This is a genomic window from Actinoplanes lobatus (assembly GCF_014205215.1).
In the GTDB taxonomy this organism is placed as follows: domain Bacteria; phylum Actinomycetota; class Actinomycetes; order Mycobacteriales; family Micromonosporaceae; genus Actinoplanes; species Actinoplanes lobatus.
Window position 1 is genome coordinate 6,401,056 of the sequence record NZ_JACHNC010000001.1, and the last position, 26,221, is coordinate 6,427,276.

The window sequence follows — 26,221 nt, forward strand, 5'->3', positions numbered from 1 at the left end:
GACAGGATGGGCCCTCATGATCGCGGTGCCATCACCCCCAGCGGATGGCATCGCCGCTGGTCAGGTGGTGAAGATGGTGAAGGCCACCTGGTGGGTGGCGCCGCCGGCCCGGAACTGCAGGAACAGGCGTTTGTCGCCGCGTTCGGCGAAGGCGGCGTGGAACGCGAGGACGGCGTCGGGCGGGGCGGCGCCGTCCGGGCCGGCCGGGATCGGGTGCAGATGCTTGAGGCCCTGGGTGCGCACCTCGAAGTTCGACAGGTGGGCGTAGGCGCCGAGATACGGTTCGAGCACCGCGGGGCGGCCGTCGCGCAACACCTGGAACCGCAACGCCGTCTGGGTGCCGGAGACCAGGTCGGCGGTGCCGTCGAGACGGCGTACGACGTAGGGCCCCGAGCGTGCCTCCGCCCGCGGGGCCGGGACGGGCACCATGCTGGTGTCGCCGGCGATGACGAACGGGACCCCGAGAACGGTGGGGTCGGCGCCCGCCGGACGGCCGTGCGGGACGAACTCGATGTACACCCGGTAGGCGCCGCCGTCGGAGATGGACACCGGGGCGGTCCAGGCGCCGTCGGCCACCTCCGGGTGCAGGTGCTGATATGCGGAGAGGTCGTCGCGGAGCACGTACATGTGCATGGGTTTGGTGTGCACCTGCTGGAAGTCGGTGGCGGCGCCACCGGGCCCGGTGACCCGCAGCGACACCCGGCCCGGGCCGCGGCCGGTGGGCAGGGCCAGCGGCTCCACCCGGAAGCCGTCGTAGCTGTCGGAGAGCCCGTCGCTGTGATAGGCGACCGCCGAGGCGGCCGGCGCCGGAACCGTCGCCGGGGACGGGCCGCGGCTGTCGGCGAAAAGGTAGGCGGCCGCCACGAAACCCGCCAGCGTCACCGCCGCCGAGAGGCGGCGGTGACGCGATCCGGCGCCGGTCAGCTGACCGCCGCCGTTCCGGTCGGCCGGACCAGGAACAACCCGACGCCGATGCTCTGCACGGCGACGACACCGTTCTTCAGGTACGGCAGTGCCATCCAGCTGCCGCTGTACCCGCTGGCGTTGGAGCTGGGGTCGACGTCGAAGTAGCCGACCTCGGGCAGCGAGGCCGAGGCGGCGTTCGTGGTGTCGAGGATGCGCAGGCCACCGCGGTACGAGGCCTGGAAGTGCCGGTTGCCGACGGTGTACCCGTTGTGGTTGACGAACGTGCCACGCGTGCCGTTGTCCCTGCCCACGTACCGGGCGGCGTCGAGCTTCTCGATGTTGTAGACGAAGTCCGGGCTGCCGGAGGCGGTGCTGATCGTCTCGTCGTTGACGATCATGTGCTTGTAGTCGCTGGTGGCGAAGCCCTGGTGGATGAAGCTGGCGCCCGGGTGGGTCACGCTGGACAGCACGACGATGTTCGACTTGTTCGTCACGTCGAGGATCTGGAACCGCTTGCCCTGGCCGGTGTAGTTGAAGGCGATCTCCCGGCCGGTGTAGCGGGTGTCCGGGCCGGCGTAGGTCACCACGATCGACTCGTGCGAGTAGACCTCACGGCTGTAGCACGCCGCCAGTGTCAGGGTGAGCGGCGTCTTGATGTCGTAGATCGTCAGGCCCTTGCTGCACGTGTTCGCGCCGGAGACGTACAGGAAACCGGTGTTCTGATTGATCTGCAGCGTGTGGCTGTTGGTCAGGCCGGTGAACCGCGCGTCCGCGGTGAACGTCTGGGTGGTCGTCACGCCCTGGAGCTTGTTGAGGTTGAAGATCTGGATGCCGTGCGACACCGAGTCCTTGCCGATGTAGGCGTAGTTCTTGTACGTGCGGACGTCGCACCAGGACGAGCTGACCCCGTTCGACGACGGCAGGTTGCCCAGGTAGCGCGGGTTCGACGGGTCTGTCACGTTGACGAACGAGACGCCGTTGGACCGGCAGTACAGGATGTACTCGTTGCTGTCGCGGGTGTCGGTCCAGTACCACATGCTCGACGAGCCGCCGCCGCCCAGCGCCGACTGCGGCAGGAAGCTGAGCAGGTCGACGTTCTTGCACGGGTACTTGTCGGCCATCCCGTTGACGCAGGTGATCGGCGCGCCGGCGAGGAGTTCGCCGCTGCGCCAGGTGGGCTGGTAGATGCGCAGCATCTCCGCCTGCTCGGCTCGGCCCTCCGGGGTGTCCGGGTCGTGCGCGGTGGCCGGTGGGCCGGCGACGGCGAGCAGCAGCAGGAATCCGGTGACGGCAAGGATGGTGCGACGTACGCCTCGGAGCATGTCGACGCCCTTTCGCGCGGGGGAGCCGGCGCGCGCGGGGGTGTGGCACGCACCGGATGCGTGCCTGAACGCTAAGCGGCACTTCGACAGCAGTCAATGTCTTGGCGGTTTGGCAGGCGCACATGCGGAAGCGGCGCCCGGTGGTCACCGGGCGCCGCTTCTCTGGGATTCTCAAATGTCAGGCAAGGGGAGCCGGGTCGGTGGCGGGGCGCCGGCCGATCAGGAACAGCGCGTAGCCGGCCAGCGAGATCACGAAGCCCAGGCCGACGACCATCGCGGCGATGCCGAACGAGACGACCGAGGTGAACAGCGAGGCACGCAGGAAGGAGCCGTTCATCACGGTGGCCCGGACCGGGTCCTCCTTGTCGAGCTCGGCGTAGGTCTTGCCGCCGCTCGCCTTGAGGGCGTGCTTCTCGATGATCTGGGCCTCGGAGTAGGCGGTCAGCGGGCCGTCGATCTTCTCACCGGCGAACCAGTCGGCGTCGGCGGAGACGGTGATCCGCTCGTCCGCGAGCTGCGACTGCACGGTGAACCAGGTGGTGGCTCCGGCGGCCACCATGACCAGGCCGGCGAGCGACAGCAGGATGCCGATCCAGCGCACAGGACTCATCGAACCGCGAGCGGCCTTACGCGAACTGCGAACAGCACTACCAGAAACGGTCCGCCCGACCTCGTGGGTCATTGCGCTCATGACTAACTCCCCGTTAAGTAATCGTTCTATTCCTCGTCGGTCCCTCCGGCCTGCTGTTCGGCCGGGGTTCGATCGTCGGCTTACGCAAATAAGAATGCGGTCCCGGGGCACTCGGCAGTAGGGCCGACAGGTCCGGGCCTAAGGTCCTAACCTGGGAAAGGATCCGCCGGCGGCCCATTTCGAGGAGTGGCCATGTCGATCACCGTCGAAACGCTCGCCGGGCAGCCGTTCCTGGACGGCCTGACCGGGCATCAGCTGAGTCTGCTGGTCCCGCTGGCCGGCCGGTCGACGTTCCACGCCGGGGACCGGATCTTCCGGGAGGGCGCCACGGCCGATCAGTTCTGGCTGCTCACCTCGGGCCATGTCTATCTCGACAGCGAGGTGCCGGGGTACGGCTACTTCGTGCTGGAGAAGCTGCGGTCGCCGGCGGTGCTGGGCTGTTCCTGGCTGTTCCCGCCGTACCGGTGGCAGTTCGGTGCGGTCTCGGTCGACACGACGCACGCGCTCACCTTCGACGGGCCGCCGGTCCGGGCGCTGCTGCAGAGCGATCCGGGGCTGGGCTACCAGCTCACCACCCGATTCCTGCACGTCATGGGGGACCGGTTGCATGCGGCACGGCGGCGGCTGGCCGACTGTCAGCGGGCGGCCGGGCACCGTACCGAGCTGTGACCGGCCGTGCTCCTGCCGGGCGCTGAACGCCGCTTCCGGAAGAAGACTTGCCGAACTCTCGATGAATCTCACCGCCTGTCCGTCCCGGTGCCCCCGTCCCGGAGTTAGCTTCCAGACATGCGGCTCGGCGTACTGGATGTCGGATCGAACACCGTGCATCTCCTCGTCGTGGACGCCCACCGGGGCGGCCATCCCGACCCCATGCGGTCCGAGAAGACGCAACTACGGCTCGCGGAACAGGTCGACGCGGGACGGCTGACCGACGCGGGCGCCGGCCGGCTGGTGCGCGCCGTGGCGCGGGCCAGAGCGACCGCGACCATCGCGGGATGCGAGGAACTGCTCGCCTTCGCGACCTCCGCCCTGCGCGAGGCGGACAACTCGGCGGCCGTGCTGGCCCGGGTGCGGGCCGAGACCGGCGTCGACCTCCAGGTGCTGTCCGGCGAGGACGAGGCACGCTACACCTTCCTCGCCGTCCGCCGGTGGTACGGCTGGTCCGCCGGACGGCTGCTGGTGCTGGACATCGGCGGCGGATCCCTGGAACTGGCGGTCGGCCGCGACGAGGACCCCGACGTGGCACTGTCACTGCCCCTCGGCGCCGGACGGCTCACCCGGCAGCGGCTACCCGGCGACCCGCCCGCCCGCACCGTCGTCGAGGCACTCACCGCGGACCTCGACGCCGCCCTCACCCCGGTCGCCCGCAGGATCCGCGAGGCCGGACCGTACGACCTCGCCGTCGGCACCTCGAAGACGTTCCGCTCGCTGGCCCGGCTCGCCGGAGCCGCCCCGTCCAGCAGCGGACCGCGGACCCGCCGCTCCCTCACCGATGTGGGGCTGCGGCAGGTGTTCGGCTTCATCAGCCGGATGGCGTCACCCGACCTGGCCGACCTGGACGGCGTGAGCCCCGGCCGCGCCCACCAACTCGTGGCCGGCGCGCTGGTGGCCGGGGCCGCGATGCGGGCACTGGAGATCAGTGACCTGCAGATCTGCCCCTGGGCGCTGCGCGAAGGGGTGATCCTGCACCGGCTGGACACCCTCGGCGTACCGACCCCGTCCCACCGGCGGTGGCCCCTCACCGACCGGAAGCCACGACCCGTACTGAAGATCATGGATGGCCTACGTTGACGGAGCCGTCGATACTCTAAGCATGGATGTGAATACGGGGGGCAATCCCGCCGGCGGTCCCGCGCCCGTCGTCGTCGAGCTGACCGCGGCCGAGGCCGCGAGCGGTGCGACGAAGGCGGTCGCCGCACCCCCGGACGGTCAGCCCACAATGATCTATTTTCCGCCGGGCGCCACGGACGGCGTGATGCTGAACGTCGACCTGCCCTGGGTCGACCCGGCCACCGGCACAGCCTCCACAAGAACCGTGCCCGTGCTCATCCGGGTGCTTCCCGCCGGCGCCTTCCCCGGGTACGGTCCGCCGCCCGGTTTCCCGCCGGGTGGCCCGCCGCCCGGCTTCGCCGCTCCCGCCCGGTCGCGGTTCAGCACGCGGACCCGGATCCTCGCCGTCGCCGCGGGAATGGTCCTGCTCAGCGCCATCCTCCTGGCGCCGAGCGTCTTCGGAGCGAGCGACACCGAGACCACCGGCGGCACCACCACGACGTCCACCACCACCGCGACCCTGCCGACCGAGGAAGCCGCCGCCGTGGCGACGCCGCTCGACCCGGTCGCCTTCCAGGCCTCACTGGACGCCGCCGACAAGGAGCTGGCCGCGGGCGTCAACACCCTGCGGGCAGCCACCACGCCCCGCGCGGTGGCCGGCGCTGCCGACGCCCTGGCTGAGACAGCCCGTACCCAGGAATCCGCGCTGTCCGCGTTGACGGCGCCGGCCGCGGCCAGCACCGCGCACGGTGACCTCGTCTCCGCGCTCTCCGCACTGGCGGACGAACTGTCCTCGGTGTCCGGGGCCGCGGAAGGCCGCAGCGTCTGCACCGGCGGCTCCGCCGCCGCCGCGCTCGGCCGCGCCGATGCCGCGACCGACCTGAGGACCGCGATCGCCGCGCTCGCCGCCTCCGACCCGGCCGCGAAGTACCGGTTCGGCTCCTTCGTGCCCGCCGTGGCGAAGGATCAGAACCGCCGCAAGCCCAACGCGACCTACCTGACCCGCATCACCGGTGGCAGCGGCCAACTCAAAGTCGACAACGGCAACGCGGTGGACACCGTGGTCAAACTGGTGAAGGTGGGCGCCAAGAAGCCGACCGTCGCCGTCTACATCCGGGGCAACAAGAAGGTCACGACCGGCCGCATCAAAGACGGCACCTACCAGGTCTACCTGGCCAGCGGCGTGGACTGGGACGGCAAACGCTTCACCCGCGATTGCGCGTTCAGCAAATTCGACGACAGCCTCAAATTCACCACCACCTCCCGCCAGTACACGATCTGGGAGCTCAGCCTGAAAGAGGTCTTCGGCGGCAACGCCTCCTCATCCGACGTCGACCCCGACGAGTTCCCGGCCTGACCCCATCGCGGCCTAGACTCCGCGCGTGACGACTACCCCCGCACCCGCCGACATCGCCTTCTCGCTGCTGCGGGAGGGGCGATTCGGCGACGCCGAGAACGTGATGGCCCGCGAGGTTCAGACCGTCACCGACAAACACGGGTACGGCAGCCCGGAGTGGGCCTCGGCCCAGTGCGACCTCGGCAACGTGCTTCTCAACGCGGACCAGCTGGCCCGCGCCATCGAGTGCTTCCGGCAGGCCGCGTCGGTGACGCCGGTCGACCAGGAGTCCCGTAAGGACCAGCTGACCTATCGGCTCAACGTCGCCATGGCGCTGCGGATGGCGGGGCGGCTGGAGGAGGCCGAGGAGCAGCTGCGCCAGGGTGTGCAGGAGCGGCTGGCGTTCTACGGCCGCGAGCACGCCGGGTACGCCTTCGGCCTGGAGCCGCTGGCGTCGCTGCTGCTGGAGCGCGGCGACGTCGGCGGGGCCCGGCAGGTGGTCGAGGAGACGGTGGCGATCTTCTGGAACAACGGGCACGAGCGGGTCGCCTCAGCGCTGGCGCTGCGGGCCGCCGTGGTGCAGGCCGGCGGTACGGGGGAGCCGCTGTTCATCGGCCTGGAGCAGCTGCCCGACCAGGTCGTCGAGCAGATCGGCCGGGTCGTCACGCAGATGCCGGTGGCGGGCGCCGCAGCCCGCAAGGAGCTGCTCACCACGGTGGCCGCGGTGCTGGAGCAGCGGCTCGGGGCGGACCATCAGGGCACGATCAACGCGCTGTCCGCGCTGGCGAACCTGGGCCGCGACATCGGGGACCAGGCCGGCCGGGTGGAGGCGATCGAGCGGGTGCTGGCCTCCTACGAGCGGCAGGGCCGTACCGAGGAGGCGCTGATGGCGGAGCTGGGCCTGGCGATGGCGCGCGACGACGCCGGCGACACCGGGGGTTCGCTGCGCGCGTACGCATCGGCGTTTGAACGTTCGCAGGTCATCGGGCGTCCCGAGGTGATCAGTCAGGTACTGCGCAACTGGGGCCTGGCTCTGCGGGAGGCCGGGCAGGCCGGCCCGGCCGAGGAACGGCTGACCCAGGCGCTGGAGCAGGCCCGCCGCGGTGCCGACCACGACACGGTCGGCCGGGCGGGGGTGGCGCTGGGCCTGTTCCTGCAGCACGAGGGCCGGCTCGGCGAGGCCCGCGCGATCCTGGAGGAGGGCCTGGCCGTGATGGACCCGGTGCATCCGGACGCGCTGGTCGGGCGCAGCCACCTCAGTGCGGTACGCGATGGGCGTACCTGTGGTTGTGGTGACATGCCGTCGACGATCGCCGAGGCGTTCCGCGAGTTCGTGATCACCCGGCTGCCGTCCGACCTGCTCGACCGGCTCGAGGTCGAGATCGTCGACAACGACTTCAAGATCGACGTGCATCTGCTGCGGGAGCCGGCGGAGGCCGAGATCGGGCGGCTCAACGAGGTCTTCGCCACCGCCCAGGCCGAGTTCCGCCACCGCATCACCGACCGGCGCTGAGCTTGGACCCGGGCGGCCTGACCGGCCCGGACGCATATTCGAAGCGGGCTCACCGGAGGCACACCATGCGAGAAGATCATCCGGTCGACCGGCTTGTCGTCGCGCTGGAAGGGGACGCGACGGCATCGATGGTTCAGGTGATGCGCGCCTCGGCTCAGCGGTTTGCTGATCGGCGGGCCTGGGTCCTCGGCCCGCCCAGCTTCCTTGACCGATCGGATGAGCCTGGTGATCGCTGGGTCGGGTTCGGGTTGCGGATCTATACGGCTCTGCCACCATGGGGCGACGAGATCGACCCGCAGGTGGACCGGGCTCACCTGGAGGAAGTCAAGGAGCTGGTCGCCGAGATCTGTCGAATCTCGGAGGAGCATTGTGCTTCGTTCCAAGTCGAGTACGCGGGCGAGTTCATCGGCATGGTGGAGTCCGGTCGAATGGATTCCGGGCTTGCGGACAACCTGATCGGTGAGTGGGAGCGGGTTATCGATGCCGCGAGATCCGCGGAGTGACTGCCGACAGGGAGGCGCTCCCCGTCTCCGGCTGGTCCTACTTCCGGCGTACTCGCCGAGCATCCCTTCCGCCTTCCGCCAGGCCGCGCGAGTTTCATGCCGAAATGCCGCCAAGGAGAATCGCGGCGACGGCAGCGTCGACACGATTCCCACCGCCCAGCATCGTCACTGCGCCCAGTGGCTCTGGTGGTGACATATAACGCCCGCCTTCCAGACTGGTGACCGCAGGGAGAAGTCGATGCCGGTGGCCACCTCTGCGGCTCGTTCCGCGCCGAGCTCCCGCTCAGTCAGCCACAGGCCCAGATCCATTCCAGCGCTCAACGCGCCTGCGGTGACTCGATCACCGTCGTCGACCACCCGTTGCTCGATCACGTTGACGCCGTAGGCGCGTAGTTCGTTGTACGCGTTGCGGTTCGTCGTAGCGCTGCGTCCGGTCAGCAGACCCGCTGCGGCGAGCAGCATCCCGCCTGTGCACACCGACGCCGTCCACCGCGCGGAACCGGCCGCATCAGCCAGCCGCTCGGGCAGGACGCCGCGCTGCGCCTGCGCCCAGGCGCCTTCCTCAGCCCGGTTCACCCATCCACCGCCAACCACGATCACCCCGTCCGGGCGGCCCAGCACGCCGGGAATATCCAACCGGATGCCCCGCATGCTGCGCACCGGACCAGGCTTTCGCACGGCTACCAACTCCACGTCGAACCCGGCGCTGGACAGCACCTCGAACGGGCCGAAGGCGTCAAGCTCGTCGAAGCCGTCGAACACGATGATCTCTATTCGCACCTGCCCAGGCTCGTCGGTCGCGCCCTGGTGTGCCAGTGGCATCCTTGCCGTCATGCGTGAGGAATCGGCCATCCACCGTGTCGCCGTCCTGGCCCTGCCGCCGGTGGTGGCGTTCGACGCCGCCATCGCCACGCAGGTCTTCGGCCACGAGGGTTACGGCCGCTACGAGGCCGTGTTGTGCTCCCTGCAGGCGGGGCCGGTGCCGACCACCACGCCGGGATTCGGTATCACCGTCGCCGCGGGCCTTGAAGCCGTCGCGGCCGCCGACACCGTTATCGTGCCCGGCTTCCGGCGTGGACCGGCGCCGGCGGCCGCGCTCGACGCCCTGCGCGCTGCGCACCAGCGCGGAGCCCGGATCGTCTCCATCTGCAGCGGTGCCTTCGCCTTGGCCCAGGCCGGCCTGCTCGACGGCCGCCGGGCCACCACCCACTGGGCTCACGCCGGCGACCTCGCCCGCGAACACCCCGCCGTGTACGTCGACCCGGCCGTCCTCTACGTCGACGAAGGCACCGTGTTGACCAGCGCCGGGCTCGCCGCCGGCCTCGACCTGTGCCTCTACCTCATCGGTCTCGACCATGGGCAATCGGCAGCGATCCAGCGCGCCCGGCAGATGGTCACCGCACTGCACCGCACCGGTGGGCAAGCCCAATACAGCCTCGCCGGCGCGACCGCGGCAGGCGAGCGGCTCACGAGTGTGACGCAATGGGCGCTGGCCAACCTGCACCAGTCCATCACCGTGGCCGACCTTGCCCGGCAAGCGATGCAATCCACCCGAACGCTCAGCCGCGCCTTCGCGACAGAGCTAGGCACCAGTCCGCGCGCCTGGCTGATCGCCGCCCGGCTGCGCAAAGCCTGCACCCTACTGGAGACCGGCGACCTGACCGTCGAAGAAATCGCCCGGCGCACCGGACTGGGCAGCGCCGCCAACCTTCGACTGCAGTTCCGCCGAACCTACGCCACCACCCCGCTCGCCTATCGAAGCGCATTCCAACGACGCTGAGCGCTCGACCGACGGCATCCGGATCCAGCCGCGATCCAGGCGTCGACCCGGCCCGCTGCATCGCGACGCGACCCAGGGGTGATGGGTCGGCTCGCCGACGGCCGGCATCGGCCGGTAGTTTGCGTCCTCGTGAGGGATTTGACGCGCTTGGAAACGCCTCGGCTCGTGCTGCGCCACTGGACCGACGACGACCTGGATCCGATGGCCGCCATCAACGCCGATCCGGAGGTGATGCGCTGGATCCGCAACGGGCAGCCCCTCGACCGCGACGGCACCGCGGAACGTCTCGCCACCTGGCGCAGGCACTGGGACGAGCACGGTTTCGGCCTGTTCGCGCTCACCCTGCGCGACACCGGCGAGCTGGCCGGCTTCACCGGGCTGGCGGTTCCCACCTTCCTGCCGGAGATCCTGCCGAACGTGGAGATCGGCTGGCGCCTGGCCCGCCGGCACTGGGGCCGCGGCCTCGCCACCGAGGCGGCCCGGGCGGTGCTCGGGCACGCCCGCGACGACCTGGGCATGAAACACCTGGTCAGCATCCATCAGGTCGGCAACGAGGCGTCCGCCCGCGTCATGCTCAAGATCGGCATGCGCCTGGACCGGGAGACCAACGACCCGACCCACGGCACACCGCTGCGCGTCTACGCCATCGACCTGGCCGAGTAGCCGTCGAGGCCCCGGCGGACGCGGACCAGTTCGGCGGCGAGGTCCGGCGCCCGGCCGGCCAGATCCTCCAGCGAGGACCGGGTGTCCAGCAGACCGGTCCAGAGCACGCCGCGGCCACGTTCCAGCAGTTCCACGGCGCCGCCCGGATCCTGATTGGCCAGCGCGGCCGCGCTCGCCTGCGGGGCGGCGCCGGACCAGTTGCCCAGGGCCGTCTCCTGGCTGATCCGGCTGATGCCCCGCCAGGCCAGCGGGGCGAGCAGGCCGACCGCGTACGCGAACGCCGTCTGCACCTCGGGCAGGTCATCGAGCCATCGCGCCGCGTTCCCCCAGGTGGCGGCACCCTCGATGCGGGATTGCGCCGGCACCGCCGGGTGGTGTGCGGCCTCGCGGCCGTGGTCGCGGGCGACGGCCACCGTCGACGGGTCTCCGCGGTGCAGGCCGTCGGTCAGTAGCACCCCGGCCAGCACCGCGCGGAGCTGGGCGTGGTCGGGGGACGCCGGCTCCTCCCCGGCCAGGGCGTCCCGCAGGGCCGTGACCGCGGCGCGCAGATCCGCGTCGTCGTGGTACTCCCGCCAGCGCCGTTCCAGTGCCTGCCCCAGCGTGGTGAGAAACGACGACCGATACAGATCGTCGGCTGACGACACCTCGATCGCCTCACGGATCCGGTCGATCGCCTCCTCGAGGTGGGCGCGCTGTCCGGTGTGCTCGAACGCCGCGATCAGCGTGGCCGCCAGGTCGGTACGGAGCCGGCCGCCTTCGAAGTGACCGAGGTCCGGTCCGTCCATCGCCGCCGCGCGCCGCCCCACCGTGACGGCCTCGTCCAGGTCGCCCCGGGCCATCAGCAGTCGGCCGAGCCGGGAGAGCAGGCCGGCACGAGCGGTGTGGCCGTTGGCCCGTTCGACGGCGGTTCTCGACGCCTCGATCGCGTCGTCGAGGTCCGGCAGGTGACCGTGCAGGTCGTACCGGTTCTTGAGATGGGCGGACAGGTTGGCGGCGAACCGTGGATCCGGCTCGTCGTCGCCGGCCAGGGTGCGCCCGATGGCGATGGCCCGGTCGAGGTCCTCGGCCCGGCCGTCGCGGTGGAACCGCAGGACGAGAGCGGTGGCGAGATTGGCCGCGGCCACGCCGTACTCGATATGGGTTCGGGGAATCGCGTCGAGGATGTCGCGGAGCAGGCCGATGCCCTCGTCGAGGCCGTCCTCGCCGCCGGGCCGCTGCAACCTGGTGCGCAGGGTGATCTCCAGGAGGATGCTGCCGTACGAGCGGGTCAGCCCGGCCTTGGCGGTGACCGTGCGCATCAGGTCGGCCGCCGTCTCGATGTCGGCGGGGTCGCCGTACTGTTCGAAGCGCGCCGACAGGGCCATGGCCAGCTCCATCTGCGTGATCCAGCGGCCGATGCCCTCGACGGTCATCTGTGCCAGGGCCTGCCGGAGATTCACGATTCCCTCGGTGAGGTCCTCCGGTCGACCGTACGCATGGAATCTGAGCGTCAAGGCCGAGCCGAGCCGGCCGATCGCCTGCGCCCGGGTGACCAGCAGCGGATCGGGCCCGCGCAGCACCGCCCGCAGCAGGCCGACGGCCTCGTCCAACCGGCCGGCGTCCCGGAAACCGGCGGTCGCCAGGGCGTTCCCGAGCTGGTAGCGCAGCGCCGCCGCCTGGGTGGCGCGGCCGTCGACCATGCTCTCGGCCCGCCGTAGGACCGTGATCGCCTCGTGGATGCCGGCACCGCCGAGGTATCTCGCGGACGCCGTCAGGGTGGTGCCCAGCAGCAGGAGCCGCTCCACCACGTCACGGCGTGCGGGCTCGGCCGGATCCTCGCGGCGCAGCGCCCGGATCGCGTGGTCCAGGTCCTCCGGATCGCCGCCGATCTGGTAGGCGGCCAGGTAGGCGGCGCCGGTCGCGGTGGCGTGCACGGTCGCGGCGGCCGGACTCGGGCGGGTGCCGTCGAGCAGTGCCAGGGCCCGGCGGGCGTCGCCGAGATCGCCGCTGTGGTGGGTGGCCCGCACCGAGAGGATCATCGCGAGGATGATCCGGGGCTGCTCCTCGTCCTTCACCCCGGCGAGCAGTTCCACGGCCGCGTCGAGGTCGGCCCGGTCGCCGCGCTGGCGCAGCGCCTGCGCGCAGGCGGCGGCCAAACCGATCTCCAGGCCCGTCGGTGACGCCCGCAGCTCCGCGAACATGGCGAGGGACCGGTCCAGGTCGATGCGGTCGCCGTTGGCGAGAAACCGTCGCAGGTACGCCTGCCCGCCGGCCGCCAGCGCGCCGAGCCGGGCCACACCCCGGGTGGCCGCGGCGGCCTGCTCCGCCAGCGCCGCGGCCCGGTCGACGTCGGCGCGGCTGTCGGTCCGCGCCGACCGCAGCAGCAGGGCCTCGGCGAGAACCTGCAGCACGTCGGGATGTCGTTCCTCCGCGCTCAGCTCGTGGATCGCCAGCTCGACGTCGCCGGGATCCTCCGTGGCGATCAGGCATCGGGCGTACGCCGGAACGAGCTGCGCCCGCTCCCGGTGACCGGCCGGGATCGTGGCCAGCACGCTCGCGAGCAGCTCCCGCGCCTCGCCGACGGCCGCGGGGTCGCCGGTGGCCTCGGACAGCGACGCCAGCGAGAGCCCGAGCATGCTCGCCAGCGACGGCCGCTGCGGCGACCCGGGCGGCACCACGGCCAGGCATTCGCGCAGCAGGCCGATCTGTTCGCCGAGCTGTTCCGCGCTGGTCACCCCGACCGCCGTCCCGCGCAGGAACAGGGCGGTGGCGAGAAGATGCAGCACCGCCGGCGTACGCGGCTCGACCGGCCGCAGCAGGTCGACGGCGCGATCCAGCACGCCGATGTTCTGGCTGACGTAGTAGGCCGACACGTACGTCATGGCCGACGCGAGCGCCCATTCCGCATGATCCGGATCCGCCGGATCCGCCGCACCGAGGTCACCGGCCCGCCGCAGCACGCCGAGCGCCTCCCGCAGATCCCGCTCGTCGCCGGCGAGCATGAAACGGCCGGCAAGCAGATTCGCGATCAACAGCAAAACCTCGACCGACGGGGTACGCCCATCGCCGCCGATCGACCGCAGCCGCATCAGCAGCCGGTCCACCACGTGCCGGTCGCCGCGCCCGATCCCGTCCATGTACTCCCGGCGGATCTCAGCGAGGTCGATGTCCGGCGCCGGCATCGTTCCACTGTGCACATCCGCCGACCCGTCCGCCAGCCCCGCGGACGGGCTTGAGGGCCTCCGGTGCGGCGATGCAAGATCAACCGATCAGCCGTCTTCCGGGTGAGGTGCGGAGCCGGTGCCCCGCAGAAGCTCACCGATCTGCTGAGCGAGAGGTGTGAGCCCGACCTTGGTCGCTGCCGCGAGGCTCTTCTCCCATACCTTTCGGGCATCGTCCGGTTTTCCATAGGCGGTGAGAAGCACACCGAGGTTGGCTCCCACGACAGCAAGCCCGTCGGGCCGTCGCAAGCGATCGAAGATCTCGAACGCCTTGAGCATGTTGGACAACGCTGAGGGGAAGTCCTGGCGTTGCACCTGGATCTGCGATATGCCCCAGGTGGTGGTGGCGATGCCCTCCATGTCGTTCAGCCGTTCGGCCGCCGGCAGCACCATTTCGAGGCGGATACGGAGTGCTTCGTCGTAGTCGCCACGCTCGAAGAGGATCTCGGCGATTCTTTCCCAGTTGAGAGCGATGGCGCGGGTGTCGCCGAGTCGCTGGTAGACGGGTAGCTGGACCTCTTGGCGGATGCGGAGCGCATCATCGGACTCGCCACGCTGGTAGCGGATGTCGGCGATCTTTCCCCAGGTGACAGCGATGGCGCGGGTGTCGCCGAGTCGTTGGTAGACGGGGAGTTCGATTTCGTGGCGGATGCGGAATGCTTCGTCGAAGTCGCGGCGCTGGTAGCGGATGTCGGCGATCTTTCCCCACGTTATGGCGGTTTCGCGGGTGTCGCCGAGCCGTTGGTAGACGGGTAGCTCGATTTCGTGGCGGATGCGGAGCGCTTCGTCGTACTCGCCACGCTGGTAGCGGATGTCGGCGACAGCGCCCCAGGCGATGGCGGTGGAGCGGGTGTCGCCGAGTCGTTGGTAGACGGGTAGTTGGACCTCTTGGCGGATGCGGAGTGCTTCGTCGTACTCGCCACGCTGGTAGTGGATGTCGGCGATTCGTCCCCAGGCGATGGCGATGGCGCGGGTGTCGCCGAGTCGTTGGTAGACGGGGAGTTCGATTTCGTGGCGGATGCGGAGCGCTTCGTCGTAGCCGCCACGGAGGAAGAGGATCTCGGCCAGATCCCCCCACGCCGTTGCCGCCTCACGTTCGGATCCCGCGGTGGTGAACATTTCGCGGGCCTGGTTCAGCAACTGTTCGGCCTGTTCCAGCGCACCCCGGGTGATCAGGAGCTTGGCGTGTTCGCCAGTGACTCTGGCGTGGGTCAACGGGTCGGCCGCTTCACCTTGGGCCGTGACCTGCTGGACCGCCTGCTCGGAAAGCGCGACCGCCGTGTCACCGTCGCCGCTGATCTGTGCCGCGTCAGCAACATTGCGCAACAACCAGACCGGCGCAGACCTGGCGCACCGGTCGAGCACGGCGAGAGCCTGCTGCCCGAGCGCAAGCGCCTGCTCCGCCGGGCCCGCAAGCAGAGCCCGCACCGCGTCCCCGGAGCACAGCGCGACCACCGTCGGGTCCTCAGCCATCACCGCCAGCCGGGTGAGTTGTAGATCCAAGGCGGCGTTCCAGGTTGGTTGCTCGTCGGTGCCACCCCACGCGGTCAGCAGAGGCCGGACCACCGCAGTCGCGAGTTCGACCTGTTCAGCATCCGTCAGCGGGGTGAGCCGGCCGGCGGCCAGGGCGTTGACCGCGGCAGCGGTCGCCCGCTGATCGCGGGCGTCGGAGAAGGTGTCGGCCAGCCCGAGACCGCAGAGCCGCCGCACCGACCCGAGGGTGCGGCTTTCCAGCAGGTCGGTGACGGCCGCGGGCATCGGCAGTTCGAAGAGGGTCAGCGCTCGCAGCAGGGCGATGTGGGCGGCCCCGGCCTGCTCGATCAGCGCATCCAGAGCCAGGTTCTCCACGAATGCGCGGATCTCGGTGTCCGCCGGTAGATCGCCACGATCGAGGTAGCTCTCGATGTCGGTGACCGCCTGTTCGGCCCGGGCCAGGTCGACCTGCGGGCTGTAGACCAGCCGCAACACGACCAGATCCTGTAGGCCGGGGTTGCCCCGGCTCACCGCCACCGCCCGTGCCGCCAATGCGGTCCGCGTCAGCCGCAATCGTTCGGACGGCACGGCCTGCTGCCGCACCGCCAGCTTCCGTCGCGCCACCTCGGTCAACGGCGCCAACTGCACTCGCTCCAAACGATCCGGCAGTCCGTCGAGCGTGAACACGAACCGGCTGGTCAGGATCAATCGGCTGTCACCCCGTTCCGGGTCGAACGCCCGCAGTACCGCCGCCAGCACCGGCGCATGGCGGCCGGACACCCGGTGCGGGCCTTCCTCCTGTGGCTCGAGGACTTGTTCGAGGTCGTCGATGATCAGCAGTAGCGGCCGTTGCCCGTCGCTGCCGGGCTGGGAACAGGGGCCGGACAGCAGATCCACCAGCAGCCACCGCAACGCCTCCGGCTGGTCGCGCACCTCGGCCCGTTTCGCCTCGATCAACGACCGGGCCGCCGCGTTGTCCTCCACCGCTGCCGCGATCGCCTCCAGAATCCCCATCGCGGTGTAGTCGCCGAACACCACCGCCACCGCGCGGTCGCCGAACCGGTCCGCCAACCGTGCCGCCAGACTCGACTTGCCCAACCGGCCCTGGCCGTGCAGCAGCACCCCGGCGTGCTCGTTGCCGCGCAGCGCTCGCAACGCCCGCCGCATCTCCCGGCGCCGGCCGACGAACATCTCCGCCGTGGCCACCGGCACGTGCCGGCGCTTGAGGTCCAGGAACGTCTTCGTGCCGTGCAACGCCGACGTCCACTGCCGCTTGCGTGTTCCGGCGACCACCGGCCCGCCGCCGGCCGGGCCCAGCCAGATCCGGGCCAGGTGCCAATCCGCCCGCAATCGCGGCTGCTCACAGGCCAGCAGTTTGCGGCGAGCGTCACCGACCGCCGTGGCCAGGTCCAGCCGTCGCCCCAGGCGCTCGTAGAGATGTCGCGCGAACAGGGTCGCGGCGCCGTCGGTGACCGACCCGTCCCAGCCGACCACGGCGGGCACCCCGGCGCGCACCAGGCTGGTGGACAGCGAATGCGCCACCGGCACCACCTCGATGGTGCCGGCATCGCTGTCGGGCGGCTTGCCGGGGGAGCGGTGATCCTCGCCGGGAGGCAGGTAGCCTTCCGCGTCCGCCGGGGTCGCGGTCAGGCACGCCGAGACGAACATCAACCGTGGCATCACCGACAACCGGCCGATGAGATCGGGCGCCGTCACCGGCAGGCCGTCGCCGACCTCGTCCTCCATCATCAGCACCGGCACCCGAGGTCCGTCCGGAGACGTCGGCCAGCTGTTCACACCGTGGCAGGACAGATGCAGCACCGGAAGCCCGCCGAGGTCGGCCCACCGCAGGCCCAGCTGCTCCGGATCGCCGGTGTCCTCCACCACCAGGTCTGCCCGGGTATCGCCGACCGCGGTGAGGATGGCCGACTCCTCGGCCTCGAAGTCGAGTTCCCGCTGCCGGTGCGGGGCCGAGGCCATGAACATCAACCCCAGCCGGTACTCGTCAAGCGGTGTAGCGTCCGTCGGCGTCCCCAGGCGGCGAACCACCTCGAACCGGCGTATCCCGTCGGCAGCCAGGAATCCGGTCTGGTCGGCCAGTACCTCCCACGGCGCGCGTAGCACCGCCCACCCGGCCGTCGACGGCGACTGCGGCGCCCGAACCTCGAACACGAGCGGTGCCGTCACCTGTTCCAAACAGGTGCTCAACCGTCCTCGGCCGCCGTCGATCCAGTCGAACAGCTCCCGGCCCAGCTCTACGAGAACCGCATCGTCGGAGCCCGCATGCACCGCGTCCACATACCGGCCGGCGACATCGAGCAGCAACTTGACGTCAGGGGCGCCCAGTGGCCGTCGGGCACCCACCGGCACGCCGTCGACCAGCACTTCGAAGCCGGCGTCATCCAGAACCAGACCGGTAGTCACTCCGCGTAGTCCTCCTCACCCGACGCGGTCAGCACGGTGGGCCCACCGGGTCGTCACCTTTACCTGGCGAACAGACGTGAGCCGGGCTGTTCGGCGCCTCGCCGGGTGTGGCGGCCGGAGTGAGGATGTCGCTGGGATCGAACCGCTGGCCAGCGGCGTACGTAGACGCCTTCTGTTCGGGTCCATGTGACGAAAGGATTGCTGTGAACACGGTGGTTCTGGTGTTCGATCGCACTGATGTCGGATTGCGTCACATCGCGGGCGCGTTCGGTGAAGCGGCCTTCGTCGCCGGCAAAGTGGCCACAATCGAGCCGCCCGGAGGGCGGATGTACGTCTGTGAGATGTCCCCGATCGAGGAGGGGATCTTCGATGAATGGCCGCCGGAGAGGATTCCTGCCGTCCCGAAGGTCTTCTCGGTCGATTATCGGGAGACCGAGGCCGTGGAGGACCTGGTCAAAGGGCTCGCACCGCATCACGAATTCTGGATCGACAGCAATTTCGGCCGAGTTTATTCGCGGGATGAATTCCTGTCCGTGGCCGCCGATCCGGCCCAGCATTGGTGGAGTTACGACGACGAATCGTCGACGTGACTCTCTGTCAGGACTCCGGCGATCGCGTTTGCGGTCAGCGCGACGGATTCGAGGCGGTCGGCGATCCTCGTCGACTGGTGAGCGACGATCAGCTCATCGGCCCGCGCCTGCTCGGCGAACGCGGTGAGGTACTCCCGGACCTCGTCCGGGGTGCCCACCGCCGTGTAGGTCAGCATCGAGGCGAGCTGCCGGCCGTTCGGCGTCGTCAGGAAGGCGTCGATCTCCTCGTCGGAGTAGTCCCCTTTGACCAGGCCCCGGACCAGGATGCGGCGGGTGGCCTCGAACCGCTGCCGCGCCTCCTCGGACGAGGGGGCGGCCACCACGTTCACCCCGGCTATGACGTACGGCTCCGCCAGCTGCGCCGACGGGGTGAACTCGCTGCGGTAGAGCGCGACCGCCTCATGCAGCAGACCGGGCGAGAAGTGCGAGGCGAAGGCGTACGGCAGACCGTACGCGGCGGCGAGCCGGGCGCCGAACAGCGACGAGCCCAGGATGTACAGCGGCACGTTCGTCCCGGCGCCCGGCGTGGCCCGTACGCCCTCGACCGCTGACTCGTCGCCGAGATAGCCCTGCAACTCGCGAATGTCCTGCGGGAAGCTCTCCGCCGACATCGGGGTCCGGCGCATCGCCCGCATCGTGACCTGGTCGCTGCCGGGGGCACGGCCGAGGCCCAGGTCGATCCGGCCCGGGTGGAGCGAGGCCAGGGTGCCGAACTGCTCGGCGATCACCAGCGGGGAGTGGTTGGGCAGCATGATGCCGCCCGCACCGAGACGGATCGTGGAGGTGTGGCCGGCGACGTGCCCGATCAGCAGACTCGTGGCACTCGAGGCGATCCGGGCCATGTTGTGATGCTCGGCGTACCAGACCCGCTCGTAACCGGACCTCTCGGCAGCCTGCGCGAGGGCGACGGAATTCGCGATGGCCTGCGCCACCGTTTCACCGGGAGCGATCGGTGCGAGATCCAGGATCGAAAGGCGCAGGCCGGCCTGGGCGGTACGTGTCATACGCGCGGTAACACCCGGCCCGCGGTGATCGTTCCCGCCGGTGCGCCAGAACACAGCCGCCGGCCAGCGGTCTTCGCCGAGACACGGCATCGTAGTGGCTATGACCGATGAGTTGACCGCTCAGGCCCGTGCCATCCTCGCCGCCAACCGATACGCGGTACTCGGCACCGCCACCCCCACCGGGGAACCCTGGGTGAGCCCCGTCTACTTCGTCAACCTGGACTTCAGCAGGATGCTGTGGCTCTCCCGCCCCTCCGCGCGGCACTCGGAACTCATCGCCGACAACCCCCGGATAGCGGTCACCGTCTTCGATTCGGCGGTTCCGATGGGCGGCGCCACGGCCTTCTACGCCCGCGCCACCGCCGCGCCCTGCCCGGACAGCGACCTCGCCCTCCAGCTGCAGATCTTCTCCACCCGGTCGGTCGCCGAAGGCTTCCCCGCCTGGCGCCTGAACCAGGTCACCGGCGAGGCCCCGCTGCGCCTCTACCGCGCCGACATCACCGACGCCTGGCTGCTCCCCGCCGACGACGGCCCCGAACGCCGCATCCCACTCCCGCTGTGAACCCTCAGGGCTGAGGTGACTCGGCCGGGGACGGGAACACGGCACGCGGCTGCCCGCCCGCGAACCACAACCCGATCGCGAACGCCGCCGTGGCCTCCAGGTATCCGGCGCGGGCCAGGCCACCGCACGGTGCCGGTGTGCAGCCGATCGAGCTGATCAGCGTCTGCGTGACCACGATCGCGGTGGGGTGGTCGGCGCAGTAGGGCACCGACAGGGCGACGTCCTCGAAAACGGGCGGCCGCATGCTCCAGATGCTGACATGGCACATGTTGAAGGCCTTGACCACGTGTGCGCCGGGTGCGGCCATCGCGAGCCGGCCGGCCAGGGACGTCCCGTCGGAGGTGGCCAGCATCAGGCCTTCGCCGGTGGGCGCCAGCGGGTTGGTGCAGTCGACGACCGTACGCCCGGCGAGGTGTTCGGCGAGGCCGCCGACCACCGCGGGCGCCTGCGCCGCGGGGATCGCCACCAGTACGGCGTCGCCGTGTCCCGCCGCATCCGTGAGAGTGCCGTGCCCGGAGGCGCTGATGCGTTCGGCCGTTTGACGTGCACGTACCCGATCGCGGCCGCCGATCATCACGTGGTGTCCGGCCGCGGTCCAGGCGCTGCCGAGTGCCGCCGCCATGCCGCCCGTACCAAGGATGCCGATTCTCATCGGCTGAAAATACGGCCGCCGATACGCACGAAACGGTGTGTATCACGTCGGGCAGGATGGGCCGATGGATTTCACCTCCGACTGCCGCGCCCGCGTCGCTTTCGAGGTACTCGCCCATCGCTGGGACAGTGTCGTCGTGTTCACCATCGCCGCGTACGGTCCGCTGCGGCCGGCGGCGCTGCTGACCCGGATCGGCGGGATCAGCCCCAAGGCGCTCAACGACGCGTTGCGCCGGCTGGAGTACAACGGCCTGGTGGAACGGCGGCCGTTCCGGGAGACGCCACCCCGGGTGGACTACGCGCTCACCGAAGCGGGCGGGGCGCTGCTGGAGCCGATGCGCATGATGGGCGCGTGGGCCACCCGTTACGCCGACGCGGTCATCGACGCTCAGGAACGGTTCGGGGCGCGCTCAACCTGAGCCAGCGTCGCGGGCGGGAACCGTGTCACCCACCTGGGCGCCCGGCGGTAGCCCGCCAGGCTGGTACCAGGAGGAATCCCGGGCAACCCCTACGATGGTCGATGCATGTCCGCCTGGGGGAGGCACTACGCATGGCGCTGTTCGACGACGCATATCCGGCGAATCCGCATCCGGCGCTGGCCGAGCTGCGGCAGGCCGGGCCGGCACACCGGGTGACGTCGCCCGCGGGGATCCCGTTCTGGCTGGTCACCCGCTGGGACGAGGCCCGCCTGGTGCTGACCGATCCGTCGCTGTCCAAACAGCAGCCCATGGACGGCCTGCCCCCGCACCTGAGCTCGGCGCTGACGACGCAGATGCTGCTGCGCGACCCGCCGGACCACACCCGGCTGCGGCGGCTCGTCTCGGCCGGCTTCACCCCACGCCGTACCGAAGCGCTGCGACCGAGGATCGAGCGGCTCACCGACCAGCTGATCGACGGGTTCGCCGCGGATGCCGAGGTGGACGTGATCGACCGGCTCGCCGTGCCGCTGCCGTTCGAGGTGATCTGCGAACTGCTCGGCATCCCGGCGGCCGAACGCGGGCCGTTCCGGGCCTGGTCCGACACGATCATCGTGGGCGGCGCCGACATGGTCGAGGCCCTGTCGCAGAGCGTCGCCTACTTCCGTGACCTGCTCGCCCGCAAACGCGCCCAGCCGGCGGACGATCTTCTCAGCGCGCTCGCCGGGATCGTCGACGACGGTGACCGGCTCAGCGACGACGAGCTGGTCGGCATGGCGCTCCTGCTGGTGGTGGCCGGCCACGAGACCACGGCGAACCTGATCGGCAACACCGTCCACCTGCTGAGCCGCCACCCGTCGCAGCGCTCGCGGCTGCGCGACGATCCGGGCCTGGTGCCGGCCGTGGTCGAGGAGGTGCTGCGGATGGCCAGCCCGTCGGCGACCAGCACCTACCGGGTCACCACCCGCCCTCTCACCCTCGGCGACACCACCATCCCGGCCGGCGAGCAGGTGCTCGTCTCCCTGCTCGCGGCGAACCGGGACCCGCGACGATTCACCGGCCCGGACACGTTCGACCCCGGCCGGCCCGACGCCGGGCACCTCGCCTTCGGTCACGGCATCCACTTCTGCCTGGGCGCGCCGCTGGCCCGGATGGAAGCACAGATCGCCGTTCGCCGGTTGTTCGCCCGCCACCCCGATCTCGAGGTCACCGTGGCGCCGTCGGAGCTGCGCTGGCGTACCGGATTGTTGATGCACGGCCTGCGGTCCCTGCCGGTCCGCCTTCGGCCGGGCGGGTGTTTCTCAACATCGTTTTCGCAGGTAGCGTGAGCAGCGGCCGACGGGCCGGGGTCCCCCTGCGTTCGTACTTCCGTCACGGTGACGCCGGTACGAGCGACGGCCGCCTCTTCACCACGAAGGAGACCGCCGATGTCCGAGACCGGCGTCATTCATGACATCGGGTACCAGCGGTACTCCGGACCCCGGCTGGGCCGTGTCGCGATGCAGCGGGCCCTCTTCGTGCACGGGTTGCGCGCCGCCTTCGGGTTCGGCCGCTCCGCCAAGGCGAAGACCTTCCCCTGGCTCGTGGCCTGCATCATGCTGCTGGTCGCCGTCATCGTGGCGGCCGCGCGCTCGATCACCGGAGAGGTGTTCTTCACCTACCTCCAGTACGCCGACCAGATGAGCCTCCTGATCATCTTCTTCGCGGCGATCGTCGCGCCGCAGCTGGTCTCCCGCGACCTGCGGGCCGGGGTGCTGCCGCTCTACTTCAGCCGTCCGTTGCGGGCCGCCGACTACGTGATCGCCAAGTTCGCCGCCATGACGGCCGCGACCTGGCTGCTGCTCGGCGTGCCGCAGTTCATCATGTTCCTCGGCGCCGCGTTCACCACCAAGAGCGGCGTCAGCGGGGTGTTCAGCGAGCTCGGGGATCTGCTGCCCGGTTGGGCCTACAGCCTGCTCTGGGCGGTGATGTTCGCCGGTGTCAGCCTGCTGATCGCGTCGCTGACCGGAAAGCAGGCGTTCGCCGCCGGCGGCATCGTGGCGGTCTTCATGATGACCGTCCCGGTCGTCGGCGTGCTCGCCTCGCTGCCGAACACCACCGCCAACAGCCTGTCCGGGCTGGCCAGCCCGACCTTCCTGATCGGAGGCGTCGGCGAGTGGCTCACCGGGAGGACGAGCGAGCTCGACGTGGGCGTGGGCAGGTTCGGCCCGATCTACGGCATCGAGGCGGTGTGCCTGCTCGCCGCGTGCCTCCTGCTCCTGCTCGCCCGTTACCGGAAGGTGGCCTCGCTGTGACCACGCAGACCCTCGTGCCCGAGCCGGCCGGCCGAACCGGCGTGGCCTGAGGGCACCCCACGCGGCCGCTCGGCAGCGGTCATGGTTTCCAGCGCCGGTTCCAGGACTCGATGATCTGGTGCACGGTGGAGGCGTCGCTCGGCACGATCCGGGCCCAGATGTTGCTGCCGCGTTCGATGTTCAGGCGTACGTTGCTGCTCGTCCACTCGCCCTCGCGGTTGTACGTCTCCGCGTACAGGCCACTGCCGCCCGATGGCTCCCACTCGCGCAGGACTCCTACCGGTGTGTCGGTCGGGTCGTCGTCCCGTACCAGAAGAAAGAACTTGAAGTTGATCCTTCTTTCTCGCCGTTTCCGGATGCGGGCGGCCGCGCGAGGCGAAATGGACCGGAGCCGGTAGGGCGTCTCGCCGGCTTCGATGCGAGCCAGAAGCGCCGAGCGCACCCATGCGGCATCGTCGTTGAGCTGCAGAGCAACGGACGACCCGTCGATCACCCGCAGCACGGTGACCGGATCCTTGACGTCGTGCCCGTCGCCGACGACGGCGAGATAGCGATACGCCAGACTCATTCGTACCGGTATTTCAGCGCGTCCGCCTCGGTCTGCTCGATCTCGGCGATCGTCAGGTCCGGCATCCGCAACTGGGCCTGCGTCACCTCGGCCGAGGTCGGCTGGGCGTCCGCCGCGAGCCACTCCTCGGGCTTCCAGACCGAGCCGCGCAGGAACGACTTGGGGCAGTGCGGGTAGACCTCGTCGATGCCCACCACCAGCGCGCTGGCCGGCGGCTTACCCACTGCGGTCAGCTGCGACAGCAGGTCGGGGCGGGTGGAGACGCAGGCCCGGCCGTTCATGCGCAGCGTCGTGGCGCGCCCCGGGATGACGAACAGCAGCCCGGCCCGTCCGGTGGCGATGACGTTCTGCAGGGTGTCCAGCCGCTTGTTGCCGGTCGCGTCCGGAATCGCCACGGTCCGCGAGTCCAGGACGGTGACGAACCCGGCGGGGCCACCGCGCGGCGAGACGTCGTGGTTGCCGTCGGCGTCCGCACTGGCGATGAGGACCAGCGAGGAACAGGCGATCAACTGCCGGGTCTGGTCGGTGAGCTCGGTCATCTGCTTGCGCACGGCCGCGTCGCCGGGCATCGCATAGGTCCGGCGCAGCGTCTCCTGGTCGGGCACGGCGTCGAGGAGCAACGAGTCGAAGGCGCTGGTGGCGAGATCTGGTCGCATGCATAGACCTTAATAAAACCCTTCGGTGTACGGGGGGCGCGCGGCCGATGGCATCCTGGGCGGCATGACTGATCCGGACGCCAAGGCGAATCTTGTCCGCTACCTGCGGGAGGCCCGCGAGTCGCTGCTCGGGAAGCTCGACGGACTGTCGGAGTACGACATGCGACGGCCCCTCGTACCGACCGGAACGAACCTGCTCGGACTGGTCAAACACGTGGCCGTGGTGACCGCCGCCTACTTCGGAGAGGTGTTCGACCGGCCGTTCCCCAGGCCCCTGCTCAGCCTGACCGAGGGCGCCGAACCCAACGCGGACATGTGGGCCGGCGACAACGTCCACGAGGCCGACGAGGCGTGGTGGGCCGCCTACCGGGACAGGCTGGAAGCCACCGCGCGTTCCTTCGCCTGACCCGTCATCCGCGCGTGCGCCGACTTCCCGCCGATCGCCGGTACACTCCCGGCGGCGCAATTGTCCATTCCGGACTGTCGTGCTGCTCTCGACGCGCCGTTTCTGGGAATCCCCATCGAAGAGGACGGGACACGCGTATGAAGTCGTCGCTCTATTCCGTATCGATCCGATGCTCGCTGTCCGCCCGCCGTGCCCTGCGGCGGCTCATGTCGGCCCTGCTCGTGACCATGCTGGTCACGCTGGGCCTGCACGTTGCGCCCGGCGCCGCGGTCGCGGCCACTCCCAAGAAGATCAAGGTAACGAACGCCGGGCCCGCCAAGTTCTGGACCGGCTCCGTGCGGGTGGACGGCCCGGTCAACCCGGCCGTTCCCGAATGCCAGGCCGTCCATTGCGACCGGCTTGACCTCGCCGTCTCGCTGCCGCCGGGCATCTGGCGTCACCCCGGCGGCGTGCAGGTCGCGATCCGCTGGGACGGCGCCACCGAGGCCGCCCTCGGCCTTTACGTCTATCGCGGCCGGACCCTGGTGGCCAGCTCGGCGGCGGGGGTGGGCTTGGCCCAGTCGGTGCTGATCCCGTCGGCGGCCAACGGCATGTACACGGTCTATGTCTCGTACGGCGTCACCTACGGCGCCGTGGACCCGGACCCCGTCATCGCGTACGAGGGCCTCGCCGAGGTGGAGTTCAACCCGCCCAAGTATCCGATCCGCGACCTGCTGCCCGACCTCAAATCCATGCCGCAGGAGAACGTCACCTACGACAACCCGGGCACGATCTTCGACGACACGGCCCAGCCCGGACAGTCCTGCTTCGACAGTGAGCGGGGCGAGCAGGGCGCCGTCCAGTGCCTGCGCTTCGACCAGGTGTTGCAGAACGTCGGCGCCGGCCCGCTCGAGCTGCGGTTCAGCCGGCAGGCCGGGGTGTTGCAGGACGAGCCGGTGGTGCAGCGGGTCTACCGTTCCGACGGCACGTACACCGACCGCGATGCCGGCTTCGTCGAGTTCCACCCGGTGCACGGCCACTACCATTTCGAGGGCTTCGCCCAGTCCGAGTTGTGGCTGGCCGACGCGTCCGGCAGCCCGGTGGGCACCGCTCCGGCCGCGACCGGTGACAAGGTCAGCTTCTGCGTGGCCGATACCGACCTGGTCACGTTCGGCCAGAAGGGTGATGCCCCGATGTCGTACCCGGCGCCTGACTGTCTTGAACCGAAGCTGGTCGAGGGCGCCACCGAGTACTTCTGGTACGGCATGTCCCGGGGATGGGCCGACCGGTACAACTGGTACCTGCCGGGCCAGTTCATCGACACCCAGGGCCTGACCGACGGCACATACGTGCTCTACACCCGGGTCGACCCGGACGACAAGTTGCAGGAGGTCACCGAGACCGACAACTGCGGCAGCGTGGTGGTCCGGTTGACCGGGCTGGCCACCGCCGGCCCGCACGCCGACCTTCTCGGCACCGGCCCGGCCTGCGTCTGACCGCACGGCCTCCGCGGG

At 70.2% G+C, this 26,221-nt stretch carries 23 protein-coding genes and 1 pseudogene; 14 read left to right on the forward strand and 10 right to left on the reverse strand.

Features of this window, described 5'->3' with window-relative positions:
* Window positions 1–60: 60 nt before the first annotated feature.
* The 3 genes from BJ964_RS29340 to BJ964_RS29350 all read right to left on the reverse strand — a co-directional run bounded on the left by BJ964_RS29340 (window position 61) and on the right by BJ964_RS29350 (window position 2,838).
* Window positions 61–882: a hypothetical protein gene (locus BJ964_RS29340; protein WP_229806790.1), complete on the reverse strand. Its 822-nt coding sequence runs from the start codon at window positions 880–882 to the stop codon at window positions 61–63.
* 38 nt (window positions 883–920) lie between these two features.
* Entirely contained in the window at window positions 921–2,228 is a 1,308-nt protein-coding gene (locus BJ964_RS29345; protein WP_188123701.1) for a choice-of-anchor B family protein, read from the reverse strand.
* Window positions 2,229–2,406: 178 nt separating this feature from the next.
* A complete protein-coding gene (locus BJ964_RS29350) occupies window positions 2,407–2,838 on the reverse strand; it encodes an aromatic ring-opening dioxygenase LigA (protein ID WP_188123702.1) in 432 nt (143 codons plus the stop codon).
* 273 nt (window positions 2,839–3,111) lie between these two features.
* Between BJ964_RS29350 and BJ964_RS29355 the strand changes: the two genes are divergently transcribed.
* The 5 genes and pseudogenes from BJ964_RS29355 to BJ964_RS29375 all read left to right on the forward strand — a co-directional run bounded on the left by BJ964_RS29355 (window position 3,112) and on the right by BJ964_RS29375 (window position 8,041).
* Window positions 3,112–3,588: a Crp/Fnr family transcriptional regulator gene (locus BJ964_RS29355; protein WP_188123703.1), complete on the forward strand. Its 477-nt coding sequence runs from the start codon at window positions 3,112–3,114 to the stop codon at window positions 3,586–3,588.
* Between the two features lie 117 nt (window positions 3,589–3,705).
* Window positions 3,706–4,623: pseudogene (locus BJ964_RS29360) on the forward strand (Ppx/GppA phosphatase family protein); the annotation flags it as partial.
* A gap of 109 nt (window positions 4,624–4,732) precedes the next feature.
* On the forward strand, window positions 4,733–6,046 hold the full coding sequence (locus BJ964_RS29365; protein WP_188123705.1) for a hypothetical protein: 1,314 nt from the start codon (window positions 4,733–4,735) through the stop codon (window positions 6,044–6,046).
* Window positions 6,047–6,071: 25 nt separating this feature from the next.
* Window positions 6,072–7,538, forward strand: a complete 1,467-nt coding sequence (locus tag BJ964_RS29370) for a tetratricopeptide repeat protein (RefSeq protein WP_188123706.1) — start codon at window positions 6,072–6,074, stop codon at window positions 7,536–7,538.
* Window positions 7,539–7,603: 65 nt separating this feature from the next.
* Window positions 7,604–8,041 (forward strand): hypothetical protein, encoded by a 438-nt coding sequence (locus BJ964_RS29375; RefSeq protein WP_188123707.1) that lies wholly within the window; start codon window positions 7,604–7,606, stop codon window positions 8,039–8,041.
* Between the two features lie 165 nt (window positions 8,042–8,206).
* Here the strand turns inward: BJ964_RS29375 and BJ964_RS29380 are convergent, their stop codons facing one another.
* Window positions 8,207–8,821 (reverse strand): DJ-1/PfpI family protein, encoded by a 615-nt coding sequence (locus BJ964_RS29380; protein ID WP_203832706.1) that lies wholly within the window; start codon window positions 8,819–8,821, stop codon window positions 8,207–8,209.
* 52 nt (window positions 8,822–8,873) lie between these two features.
* Here BJ964_RS29380 and BJ964_RS29385 point away from each other — a divergent pair, with 52 nt between their 5' ends.
* Window positions 8,874–9,821, forward strand: coding sequence for a GlxA family transcriptional regulator (locus BJ964_RS29385; protein WP_188123709.1), 948 nt, complete (start codon window positions 8,874–8,876; stop codon window positions 9,819–9,821).
* A gap of 147 nt (window positions 9,822–9,968) precedes the next feature.
* A complete protein-coding gene (locus BJ964_RS29390; protein ID WP_229806791.1) occupies window positions 9,969–10,484 on the forward strand; it encodes a GNAT family N-acetyltransferase in 516 nt (171 codons plus the stop codon).
* Here BJ964_RS29390 and BJ964_RS29395 read toward each other — a convergent pair.
* Both BJ964_RS29395 and BJ964_RS29400 read right to left on the reverse strand, forming a co-directional pair.
* Window positions 10,460–13,645: a hypothetical protein gene (locus BJ964_RS29395; RefSeq protein ID WP_188123710.1), complete on the reverse strand. Its 3,186-nt coding sequence runs from the start codon at window positions 13,643–13,645 to the stop codon at window positions 10,460–10,462. The two genes, BJ964_RS29390 and BJ964_RS29395, sit on opposite strands and share 25 nt — an antisense overlap.
* An 87-nt stretch (window positions 13,646–13,732) precedes the next feature.
* Window positions 13,733–17,581, reverse strand: a complete 3,849-nt coding sequence (locus BJ964_RS29400; protein WP_188123711.1) for a tetratricopeptide repeat protein — start codon at window positions 17,579–17,581, stop codon at window positions 13,733–13,735.
* A gap of 203 nt (window positions 17,582–17,784) precedes the next feature.
* Here BJ964_RS29400 and BJ964_RS29405 point away from each other — a divergent pair, with 203 nt between their 5' ends.
* Window positions 17,785–18,171, forward strand: a complete 387-nt coding sequence (locus BJ964_RS29405; protein WP_188123712.1) for a hypothetical protein — start codon at window positions 17,785–17,787, stop codon at window positions 18,169–18,171.
* On the opposite strand, the gene BJ964_RS29410 is transcribed toward BJ964_RS29405, so the two are convergent.
* Window positions 18,147–19,175 carry an LLM class flavin-dependent oxidoreductase gene (locus BJ964_RS29410; RefSeq protein WP_188123713.1) on the reverse strand — a complete coding sequence of 343 codons (1,029 nt, stop codon included), beginning with the start codon at window positions 19,173–19,175 and terminating at the stop codon, window positions 18,147–18,149. The genes BJ964_RS29405 and BJ964_RS29410 overlap by 25 nt on opposite strands.
* 100 nt (window positions 19,176–19,275) lie before the next feature.
* Between BJ964_RS29410 and BJ964_RS29415 the strand changes: the two genes are divergently transcribed.
* Complete coding sequence (locus BJ964_RS29415) at window positions 19,276–19,737, forward strand: pyridoxamine 5'-phosphate oxidase family protein (RefSeq protein ID WP_188123714.1); 462 nt, start codon at window positions 19,276–19,278, stop codon at window positions 19,735–19,737.
* A 4-nt stretch (window positions 19,738–19,741) separates the two neighbouring features.
* Here the strand turns inward: BJ964_RS29415 and BJ964_RS29420 are convergent, their stop codons facing one another.
* Window positions 19,742–20,389, reverse strand: coding sequence for an NADPH-dependent F420 reductase (locus BJ964_RS29420; protein WP_188123715.1), 648 nt, complete (start codon window positions 20,387–20,389; stop codon window positions 19,742–19,744).
* Window positions 20,390–20,453: 64 nt separating this feature from the next.
* Here BJ964_RS29420 and BJ964_RS29425 point away from each other — a divergent pair, with 64 nt between their 5' ends.
* The 3 genes from BJ964_RS29425 (at window position 20,454) to BJ964_RS29435 (ending at window position 23,098) form a co-directional block, all read left to right on the forward strand.
* Window positions 20,454–20,807 carry a winged helix-turn-helix transcriptional regulator gene (locus BJ964_RS29425; protein ID WP_188123716.1) on the forward strand — a complete coding sequence of 118 codons (354 nt, stop codon included), beginning with the start codon at window positions 20,454–20,456 and terminating at the stop codon, window positions 20,805–20,807.
* A gap of 101 nt (window positions 20,808–20,908) precedes the next feature.
* Window positions 20,909–22,132 carry a cytochrome P450 family protein gene (locus tag BJ964_RS29430; protein WP_203832708.1) on the forward strand — a complete coding sequence of 408 codons (1,224 nt, stop codon included), beginning with the start codon at window positions 20,909–20,911 and terminating at the stop codon, window positions 22,130–22,132.
* A gap of 99 nt (window positions 22,133–22,231) precedes the next feature.
* Window positions 22,232–23,098 carry an ABC transporter permease gene (locus tag BJ964_RS29435; protein ID WP_188123717.1) on the forward strand — a complete coding sequence of 289 codons (867 nt, stop codon included), beginning with the start codon at window positions 22,232–22,234 and terminating at the stop codon, window positions 23,096–23,098.
* A gap of 79 nt (window positions 23,099–23,177) precedes the next feature.
* Here BJ964_RS29435 and BJ964_RS29440 read toward each other — a convergent pair whose 3' ends face one another.
* Both BJ964_RS29440 and BJ964_RS29445 read right to left on the reverse strand, forming a co-directional pair.
* Window positions 23,178–23,666 carry a hypothetical protein gene (locus BJ964_RS29440; protein WP_188123718.1) on the reverse strand — a complete coding sequence of 163 codons (489 nt, stop codon included), beginning with the start codon at window positions 23,664–23,666 and terminating at the stop codon, window positions 23,178–23,180.
* On the reverse strand, window positions 23,663–24,322 hold the full coding sequence (locus BJ964_RS29445; RefSeq protein WP_188123719.1) for an MSMEG_1061 family FMN-dependent PPOX-type flavoprotein: 660 nt from the start codon (window positions 24,320–24,322) through the stop codon (window positions 23,663–23,665). The genes BJ964_RS29440 and BJ964_RS29445 overlap by 4 nt, the downstream gene beginning before the upstream one ends.
* Before the next feature lie 64 nt (window positions 24,323–24,386).
* Between BJ964_RS29445 and BJ964_RS29450 the strand changes: the two genes are divergently transcribed.
* Together BJ964_RS29450 and BJ964_RS29455 are read left to right on the forward strand one after the other, a co-directional pair.
* On the forward strand, window positions 24,387–24,728 hold the full coding sequence (locus tag BJ964_RS29450) for a mycothiol transferase (RefSeq protein ID WP_188123720.1): 342 nt from the start codon (window positions 24,387–24,389) through the stop codon (window positions 24,726–24,728).
* A gap of 137 nt (window positions 24,729–24,865) precedes the next feature.
* Window positions 24,866–26,203 (forward strand): lysyl oxidase family protein, encoded by a 1,338-nt coding sequence (locus BJ964_RS29455; RefSeq protein WP_188123721.1) that lies wholly within the window; start codon window positions 24,866–24,868, stop codon window positions 26,201–26,203.
* Window positions 26,204–26,221 lie beyond the last annotated feature (18 nt).